The organism is uncultured Thermosynechococcus sp., assembly GCF_937958135.1.
GTDB lineage: Bacteria > Cyanobacteriota > Cyanobacteriia > Thermosynechococcales > Thermosynechococcaceae > Thermosynechococcus.
Map to the genome: position 1 here is coordinate 1 of NZ_CALGOG010000061.1, position 7,064 is coordinate 7,064.

General features: G+C 52.2%; 8 protein-coding genes. 3 read left to right on the top strand and 5 right to left on the bottom strand.

The features are described 5' to 3' along the window. Nucleotides 1-192 precede the first annotated feature (192 nt). Entirely contained in the window at nt 193-936 is a 744-nt protein-coding gene (locus Q0711_RS07570) for a DUF928 domain-containing protein (RefSeq protein ID WP_298617118.1), read from the top strand. Here Q0711_RS07570 and Q0711_RS07575 read toward each other — a convergent pair. The 3 genes from Q0711_RS07575 to Q0711_RS07585 all read right to left on the bottom strand — a co-directional run bounded on the left by Q0711_RS07575 (nt 933) and on the right by Q0711_RS07585 (nt 4,013). Further along, nucleotides 933-1,772 (bottom strand): fatty acid desaturase, encoded by an 840-nt coding sequence (locus Q0711_RS07575; RefSeq protein WP_298613228.1) that lies wholly within the window; start codon nt 1,770-1,772, stop codon nt 933-935. The genes Q0711_RS07570 and Q0711_RS07575 overlap by 4 nt on opposite strands. Nucleotides 1,773-1,861: 89 nt before the next feature. Beyond that, nucleotides 1,862-3,244: an oxygen-independent coproporphyrinogen III oxidase gene (hemN, locus tag Q0711_RS07580; RefSeq protein ID WP_298613231.1), complete on the bottom strand. Its 1,383-nt coding sequence runs from the start codon at nt 3,242-3,244 to the stop codon at nt 1,862-1,864. Nucleotides 3,245-3,281: 37 nt separating this feature from the next. Beyond that, complete coding sequence (locus Q0711_RS07585; protein WP_298613234.1) at nt 3,282-4,013, bottom strand: biliverdin-producing heme oxygenase; 732 nt, start codon at nt 4,011-4,013, stop codon at nt 3,282-3,284. A gap of 283 nt (nt 4,014-4,296) precedes the next feature. Here Q0711_RS07585 and acsF point away from each other — a divergent pair, with 283 nt between their 5' ends. Beyond that, complete coding sequence (acsF, locus tag Q0711_RS07590; protein ID WP_298613236.1) at nt 4,297-5,361, top strand: magnesium-protoporphyrin IX monomethyl ester (oxidative) cyclase; 1,065 nt, start codon at nt 4,297-4,299, stop codon at nt 5,359-5,361. On the opposite strand, the gene Q0711_RS07595 is transcribed toward acsF, so the two are convergent. Both Q0711_RS07595 and Q0711_RS07600 read right to left on the bottom strand, forming a co-directional pair. After that, nucleotides 5,358-5,666, bottom strand: a complete 309-nt coding sequence (locus tag Q0711_RS07595) for a DUF3181 family protein (protein ID WP_298613239.1) — start codon at nt 5,664-5,666, stop codon at nt 5,358-5,360. The genes acsF and Q0711_RS07595 overlap by 4 nt on opposite strands. A 143-nt stretch (nt 5,667-5,809) precedes the next feature. Then, nucleotides 5,810-6,229 (bottom strand): photosystem I reaction center subunit II PsaD, encoded by a 420-nt coding sequence (locus tag Q0711_RS07600; RefSeq protein ID WP_298614669.1) that lies wholly within the window; start codon nt 6,227-6,229, stop codon nt 5,810-5,812. A 347-nt stretch (nt 6,230-6,576) separates the two neighbouring features. Between Q0711_RS07600 and Q0711_RS07605 the strand changes: the two genes are divergently transcribed. Further along, nucleotides 6,577-7,064, top strand: a 488-nt coding sequence (locus Q0711_RS07605; protein WP_299042188.1) for a YqiA/YcfP family alpha/beta fold hydrolase, incomplete at its 3' end; no start/stop codon positions are given.

The following is a 7,064-nucleotide window of genomic DNA, read 5'->3' on the forward strand; positions in this document are numbered from 1 at the left end:
AGTTACCTCAGTTGTGAGCCAAGACAATACAGGTACGTGCTGGAAATCATCACAATTACGTTGGAGTTATCACCCCACAGCCCACAACTAACTCCTATGCTGAGAGTGTGGCAGATAGGGAAACGACCAAAAACTGAAGCCTAAAATCCCTTAACACTCCCCACGACCGCTTTTCACTGAGGATCTTGACCTATGAAACGCTCTATTTTCAAGTCACTGCGATATTTCATTCCTTGGAGCTTGACCGTACTCATCCTCAATGCAGGTCTTAGTTGGGCTGGATTTATTCCCCCCAAAAACCTATCCCGTCCAGGAAATCGTGAGGGGGCGGCCACCCGTGGCATCTGTAAAGTGCAAACCCTAGCGAATGAACCTGATTTAACCACATTGGTACCGGCGAGTAACATTGGTTTGACGGCAGCAACTCGCCCGACGTTTTATTGGTATTTACCCGCCAATAATTACCAAGCTCTGGAGTTTGCGCTCTTTCAGACCCTTGCCGACGGGACACAGGTGCCAATTTACAAACAACAGTTTCCCACGGCCAATCGGCCGCGCCTAGACAGTATTATGTTGGCGGATGACGTGCCGCCCCTGCAGGAGGGTGTAGATTACCGCTGGACTGTCAGCCTTATTTGTAACCCTAGTGACCCCGATCCCTCCCAGATTCGCTTTGTGGAAGGCTGGGTGCAACGGATTGCTCTACCGAAGACCCTGGAACAACAACTCCGCCAAGCCAATCCTCTACAACGGTATGAGTTGTTGGCTAGCAATGGCCTTTGGTATGATGCCCTCGATGCTTTGGTGAAACTGCGACAGGCGCAGCCCAATAACCCTAAAATTAATACTCTCTGGAGAGAGCTAATGACCGCCGAGGGGGTTGATCTCCATCGGCTGAGTAAACTAGCGATCGCCCAACGCAGTCGAGGCAATTAGGACAACGCTGTGGGCGGAGGCAACTGTACCTTGGAAGCCAGACCCAGTCCCTGGAGGATGCGAATTACCCACCATGTGGGATCCACTTCCCACCAATACCAGCCAGCCTTGGCCACGTGGGGATAGGCATGGTGGTTGTTGTGCCAACCTTCGCCGTAGGTGAGGAGCGCCGCCCACCAAAGGTTACGGGAGTTGTCCGCTGTGTCGAAACGGCGGTAGCCCCACTTGTGAGTCGCAGAGTTGATTAGCCAAGTGCTATGCCACAGGAAGACCGCCCGCACAAACACTCCCCACAGTAGCCAAGACCAACCGCCGAGGCTATAGAGCAGCAACGCAAGGGGCACTTGCAGTAGCAAGAAGTAGCGATCAAGCCAGCGGTAGAAAGCCTGCCGCGTCAAGTCCGGCGCAAAGCGGGCATACTCCTCTGCATTAAAGAATTGAGGCTGGGGATAGACAAGCCAGAGCATGTGGCTCCACCAAAAACCCCGCCGCGCTGAGTAGGGGTCTTTCACTTCATCCTCCGTATGGGCATGGTGCAAGCGGTGGCCAGCGACCCAAAAAATAGGACCTCCCTGCATGGCTAAAGCACCCAAAAGGGCAATGCCATACTCTAGCCACTGCGGGACTTGGAAACTGCGGTGGCTCAAGAGGCGATGGTATCCCAAGCAGATGCCGATACTCCCAAAGAGCCAGTGGAGAAAGAGGGTGACTGCCAGCGCAGACCAAGAGAAAAAGAAAAAGGCAACTCCTGCTAAAAGATGAATAACTCCCAAAAAGAGGACAAACCCCCAATTGAAGCGGGTGGTCTGGGGTTGCAATTCCAAGGATGATGACATAGGCACTCCTCAACACCGTTTACAAGTTTAGACGCGAGTTCAGATGGCGAGAACTTGCACCACAAGAAAATCCTAAAGCCAATCTGGGACTAAATGGCCCTGGAAAATGTCCTACCAGATTTTTGTTGCAGGTAGGTATCAAAGGCGGCAGCAATATTGCGGATGAGGAGCCGTCCCACGGGGGTGACCTCTAGGCGATCGCGCCCCAACTTGAGGAGTCCATCGGCGGCCAATTCCTCCAGTGCGGCTAACTCTGGGGCAAAGTGGGTATCAAAATCGAGATTAAACTGGCGGGCGATCGCCCCCTTGTCGAGGCTAAACTGGCACATCAATTCCATGATAATGGCGCGGCGCAGCAAATCCTCATCCCGCAGTTGAATACCGCGCTCTGTGGCCAGTTGACCTGCTGCAATCTCACTGAAGTAGGTGGCCAAATGTTTTTGATTTTGAGCATAGGCCTCCTGCAACATGCTAATCGAGGTCAGACCAAAGCCAATGAGGTCGGCCGGGGGCAGCGTTGTATAGCCCTGAAAGTTGCGCTTGAGCGTCCCCGCCTCTTGGGCGATCGCCAGCTCATCCGTGGGCTTAGCAAAGTGATCCATGCCAATGTACCGATAGCCGTGGCTCGTCAGCAGTTCAATCACCCGCTGCAAAATGGCCAACTTGGTCGAGCCATCGGGTAGCGTCGCTGGATCAATACGCTTTTGAATTGGTTTGAGATTGGGCAGATAGGCAAAGTTAAAGACAGCAATGCGATCTGGATTTAGGCGGAGCGTCTTGGCAATGGTGGTTTCAAAGGATTGAACGGTTTGGTAGGGCAAGCCATAAATGAGGTCAATGTTGACACTTGTAAACTCAGCAGCGCGAATCCACTCCATTACCTGGAACAGCCAGGCTTCAGGCTGGATGCGATTTACCGCCAGCTGCACCTGAGGGTCAAAGTCCTGCAGGCCAAAGCTGATGCGATTGAAACCCAGCTCCCGCAGACGAAAGAGGTACTCGCGGTTGACATAGCGGGGATTCACCTCAATTGAAATTTCGGCGTCCTTGGCAAATTCAAAGTGGTGGGTGAGGGTGCGCCACAGGGATTCCACCTGGTCAATAGTGAGGTAGTTAGGGGTACCGCCGCCCCAGTGCATTTGAATTACTGGACGAGTGCGATCCAGCCGTGCAGCAACTAGGGCAATTTCCTCAGCCAAAGCGTCCAAGTAGGTTTTGGCAATGGTTTGGCTTTGGGTGATAATCACGTTGCAGCCGCAAAAATAGCAGGCACTCTGGCAAAAGGGAATATGCACGTACAAGGAGAGGGGCAAGTGCGCTGCGTTGCTCCGCAGCAGTTCCCGCTGGAAACAATGGCGATCAAAATCGGCAGTAAATTCGGCTGCTGTAGGGTAACTCGTATAGCGGGGCAGGGGGCGATCGTATTTTTGCAGCAGTGCCCCCTCAAATTGAATTGGCTGAACCACACTCATGGGTTTTTGCAAGCTCCTCACAAGATAACAGGGGGTCTTAGACGGCAACAGCTTCAGGACGGCGGTGCTCTCGCCGACTGGGCTGGTTCTCGATGACAACCGACTGCCACACCCGATCGCCAACGCTGGCTTTTAACTCAGGCTCAAGGGCGTGCATGAGATTGCAGTTGAGGGCAAAAGCAAAGTTGGCTTCCTTGACAATGCGGGCGATCGCCCCTTCATCGAGGCCAAGGCCATCTAAGGTTTCTCGATACCGCTGCTTAAAGGCTTTCTTGTCCTCTGGGGTCGGCAGCGCTGGAAACTCGTAAAAGGCCGTGCCTTTACCTTCGGGCAGCGCCAAGTGGGAGCGAACAATTTTACCGAGAGCCTGTCCCCCAGAGAGATCCCCCATATAGCGGGTGTAGGAATGGGCAATGAGCAGCAGAGGATCATTCTGAGCCACATCATGAATGCGACTGAGGTAAACCCGCGTAGCCGTGAGGGGCGTAATCTGATCCCGCCAATTGTCGCCATAGTAGAAGGCCAAATCTTCAGCCAATTGACCGCTGCGGTTGAGTTCAGGGAAGTACATTGCCCGCAGGGAAGCCCCCTTGGTATTGGCCAAAGCCGATTCAAGCGCAGTGTAAACGAAATAGAGATTGGCCAGAAACTGGCGAAAGAGGCTGGGAGTAATGAATCCCTGGACAAAACACTTCATGAAGGCAGTGCGTTCGGCCAAGGTGTGAGCCTCGGCAGTTCCTTCACGCAGCGCAAGGGAGAGCACAGTCATAGCGGTGGCTCCTGAAAGCTCCTGAAATTTATTTTCAACATTTTTTTGAGGCAAAGGTTGGCCTGCCAACGGGGAATGGCCGTGGGCTAGATAGGGGCAGAACGGCAAGCTACAGGTGAGTATTACTTTTTGACCATATGGCTGTCAAGCGAAACTTCAAAAAACATTACAAAACCGCTTACTTTTGCAAAAACGTCAAGACAATTCTTGACCATTCTAAGGGATATAGTATAGTAAAACGGTATGACAAACATAGGCTTAGTTCTATAGGAGTGAAAGGCTTATGGTGGCGATCGCCCCCCACCCTGATTCAGGCCAGACTGTTAAAACCATTCGTGAAAACCTTTTAACGCCCCGCTTTTACACAACAGATTTTGAACAGGCAGCAAAACTTGACCTCAGTCGCCAGCGGGAACAACTCGAAGCAATGTTGGCGGAAATGCGGGCAGACTACAACCGCCATCACTTTGTCCGCGACGACTCCTTCAAAGGCACATGGGACACCTTGGATGCAGAGACCCGCAAAGCCTTTATTGACTATCTTGAGCGTTCCTGTGTCTCTGAGTTTTCAGGGTTTTTGCTCTTTAAGGAACTCTCGCGCAAGCTCAAGAATCGCAACCCCCTTTTGGCGGAAATCTTTCACCTCATGGCACGGGATGAGGCGCGGCACGCAGGGTTTCTCAACAAGGCAATGATGGATTTTGGCCATGCCATGGACTTGGGCTATCTGTCCAAGGCGCGCAAGTACACCTTTTTCCCCCTGCCCTGGGTGCTCTACACTGTCTATCTATCGGAGAAAATCGGCTACTGGCGCTACATCATCATCTACCGTCACCTTGAAAAGCACCCTGAACATTCCTTCTATCCTCTGTTTAATTACTTTGAAAGTTGGTGCCAGGATGAGAATCGCCACGGCGATATTTTTAAGGCTCTAATCCACTCCCAGCCGCAATTGATTCAAGGCTGGGGCGCTAAACTCTGGATGCGTTTCTTCCTGCTAGCGGTGTTTGCCACCCATACCCTGACGGTGCATGAGCGTGCCAAATTCTATGAAGCCCTTGGCCTCAATGCCACGGAATTTGATCGCGAAGTGATTGCCAAAACGAATGAAACAGCGGCGCGCACCTTCTCTGTGGTGCTCAATGTTGACCACCCTGAGTTTTATCCGCGTCTGCAACGCTGTGTTGAGATTAACGAAAAACTCCAAGCCATAGAAGCCAGCAATCAACCGCAGTGGCTGAAGGCCTTGCGGAAGCTTCCCCATCAACTGGCGATCGCAGGTCATCTTCTGCGCATTTATCTTTTGCCCCCGGTCAATGCCCAACAGGAGTGGGGCACGGTGCACTAGAACTCCAGCTCCTCTTGGCGGAAGCGGTTGAGCAGTTCTACCAGCAACGCTTGGTTGGCCTTGGGAATCAGGCGATCGAGGGAAAGGGAGTGCTGACCCCCGCCAAGGGGAACTGAAACCTCCTGCAAGATGCTGGTGACCTGCGCCGCATTGATCTCCCCCTGTTCCAAGAGGGGCAAAAAGGCCTCAGCAAGGGGGGTTGCCAGTTTTGCATCCCCAAGGTAGAGATGCCATTTGGCCACATCAATGTAAATATCACGGCCAATTTCAGCCGCTAGGCGTTCGATTAGGGGGGTACGACTCATGGGCGTCACCTGACTCTGTCTTCCTTATCATCAGGCACAGCGGTCAAATAGGATAGTCTGGAAGGCCTGCTCAACGACAGCTAAAACAAATCCCCCCCATGGCTGGTCCACAGGGGGCACTCAAGAGGCTGTTCAGGGCCAATCTATGGATCGTAGGGCTTTTTGCCCGTGAACTTGAGTTGAGAGGGGTTGGGATTTTGGCCAATGGAGCGCGGCACACTGTTGACGGCTTCACGCCCTTGGTTCACTTTCTCAGGGAAAACCCCATCCTTAGGATGGATCAACACCGTTTCCCCATCGGGGAAAATGCGATAGATTTTATAGTCGTTAATTTTGCGGGGACGCAGTTGTTGGGCAGCGAGGGCAAGGCACTGCTCTTTACGGGCAAGGTAAACGAGATTTTCGCCTTCACGCATCACCGCAGCCCCAGCCGTCGGCATTTCAAAAACTTGCTCTTTGGGGCTTGTCCACGTGATGGCGTATTTCTCTTCGGTATCCGCTTTGCTGAGGAGGCCGCCGGTGCTGCCACCGTAGAGCGGGGGTTGCCCAGTGAGTGTTGTCATGCGTTCGATCCTCAATCGCTCACGTTTTTATCCTTAAGATCGGCTAGATACAACCCTTTTCTTGCATATGGGATACACAAAGAGGAGGTAATTCTCTCCATCTTGCGAAAAGGGCTGTAGCCAGATTCAACGGCATCGTAGCACTGAAACCGCTATGTTGCGGCAAGTTGTGAGAAACTGTAACAGTTCGTTCACGATGACTCGTCGTTATTGGGCTACTTGATCCTGATTCTGAACTATTGGCAATGATCACCCTTAAAAAACCTATAGCTAAAGGGCAAATTTGTTAAGATTATTGATAAAGTACAACAAAAATATGTCCGCTCCTCACAGGGGATGATTGATCAATGCAATATCTCTACCTCCATGGATTTGCCTCGTCCCCACGCTCGGGTAAAGCTCAGTATTTTCGCGATCGCTTTGAGGAACTCGGTCAGTCACTCCTCATTCCTGATCTGAATCAAGGAGATTTTTTTCACTTAACGCTGAGTCGCCAAATTGCCCAGGTAGCGGCGCTGCTTTCTCCTGGGGAACCCGTGACGATAATTGGCTCAAGTTTTGGCGGATTAACTGCCGCCTGGCTAGCAGAAAAACATCCCCAAGTGGTGCAACTCTTTCTCCTTGCCCCTGCCTTTGAGTTCGCCAGCCATTGGCTGCCCCGTTTAGGCAATCAATACCATCGCTGGCAAGAAACAGGGGTTTTGGAAGTCTATCACTACACCGCAGAACGCCTGCTGCCCTTGAGCTACGACTTTGCTAAGGATTTACTGGCCTATGACGATCGCCAGCTACAGCGGCCTGTGCCGACCCTCATTTTCCATGGCCTTCAGGATGA